1 pseudogene is annotated in these 530 nt (G+C 34.7%); it reads right to left on the reverse strand.

Annotated elements, in window-relative coordinates:
- Positions 1-85 precede the first annotated feature (85 nt).
- Positions 86-416 (reverse strand): annotated as a pseudogene (locus TY19_RS26585) (IS701 family transposase); the annotation flags it as partial.
- Positions 417-530 lie beyond the last annotated feature (114 nt).

Genomic DNA, 530 nt, shown 5'->3' on the forward strand with positions numbered 1-530 from the left:
TAGTAATTTAAATTTAATTTTTCAATTGCATATGCGTATGCTGCAAAAATGCCTTACTCGCCTTACGTAAGCGTAGCTTTTTCTCTTAGAAATTTCCAACTCTTGAAAAATTCATTTGATTAGCCTTAACAAATAACTTATATTTTAGCGCGAAATGACCAAGTGAAGTTTTAAGTCGAAGCATTTCTAGCTTGCTTGCAATAAGCAATAATAGATGCGGAAATAGGATGTTTTTGTGAGCGTATCACTTTAGTTGATGATTTTTCAAGGCTTGCATTTTGCTTGATCGATTTGAAATATTTTTCTATTCGCCATCTTTTTTTGTAGACTTTATAGTTATCGTCAGCACTGTTGTCTAGATCATTTGCCACAAGATATAGAATGCCTACAGAGCTGTCTTCGCTTTTGAAGATCTTAAGTCCATGAATGAGACAGGAAAGGAATAATCCTTAGATAGTGTAGTCACGAGATTTCTGCCCATATAGCAATACATCTAATATGGACTGCAGCCAAGAATGAGGCTGTGTTCT

It is taken from the genome of Candidatus Protochlamydia sp. R18 (genome assembly GCF_000648255.1).
GTDB classification, from domain to species: domain Bacteria; phylum Chlamydiota; class Chlamydiia; order Chlamydiales; family Parachlamydiaceae; genus Protochlamydia; species Protochlamydia amoebophila.